1 protein-coding gene is annotated in these 805 nt (G+C 78.3%); it reads left to right on the top strand.

Annotated features, from left to right (window positions below; all coding sequences use genetic code 11):
* Positions 1–805, top strand: an 805-nt coding sequence (locus KS423_RS46505; RefSeq protein ID WP_224285662.1) for an ABC transporter permease, incomplete at both ends; no start/stop codon positions are given.

The following is an 805-nucleotide window of genomic DNA, read 5'->3' as shown; positions in this document are numbered from 1 at the left end:
CGCCGGCCCTGACCGGCCGGGGCTTCGCCGCGCTCGGCATCGCCGGGCCGGGCGACCAACTGCTGGAGGGCCGCGCGCCCGGCGTGACCGAGGTCGTGCTGGACGCCGACACGGCGCGTGCAGCCCATCTCGCGCCTGGCGCGAGCCTCACGCTCACCGCGCCCGGCGGCACCGCGAACTACCGGGTCTCCGGTCTGGCCGCCGCCCAGCAGGCAGGCCCCACCGCGTGGTTCGCCGACGCCACCGCCGACCGCCTCTCCGGCCACCCCGGCCGGATCGACGCCATCGCCGTGCAGCCCCGCGAGGGCGTGACCGCCGCCGCACTGGCCGCACAGGTCCGCCAGGCCGTCGGCGGCGACGCCAAGACCTTCACCGGGGACGACCGGGGCGCCGTCGAGTACCCGGCTCTGGGCGGTGCCCGCACCCTGCTGATGGCCCTCGGCGGCAGCTTCGGCGGCTACGCCACCATGACCGCGATCTTCGTGGTGATGAGCACCGTCGCCCTCGCCACCGGCCAGCGCGCCCGCGAGTTCGCCCTGCTGCGCGCCATCGGCGCCACCCCGCGCCAGATCCGCCGCACCATCGCCGCCGAGGCGGTGCTGGTCGCGCCGCTCGCCGCGGCGCTCGGCATCCTGCCCGGACTGGCCCTCGCCCGCTGGTGGTTCGGCCAGCTGGTCGAGCGCGGCGCCATCCCCGCGGCCGTCCGTCTGGACGTCGGCCCGCTGCCGATGCTGGCCGCCGTCCTCGCCTGCACCCTCGCCGCGCTGACCGCCGGCTTCCTGGCCGCCCGCCGGCCGTCCCGGAT

Origin of the sequence: Streptomyces sp. LS1784 (assembly GCF_020103755.1) — a bacterium.
Taxonomy (GTDB): Bacteria; Actinomycetota; Actinomycetes; order Streptomycetales; family Streptomycetaceae; genus Kitasatospora.
Note: the sequence above shows the minus strand (reverse complement) of the source record. Positions and strands in the feature narration are given on the sequence as shown.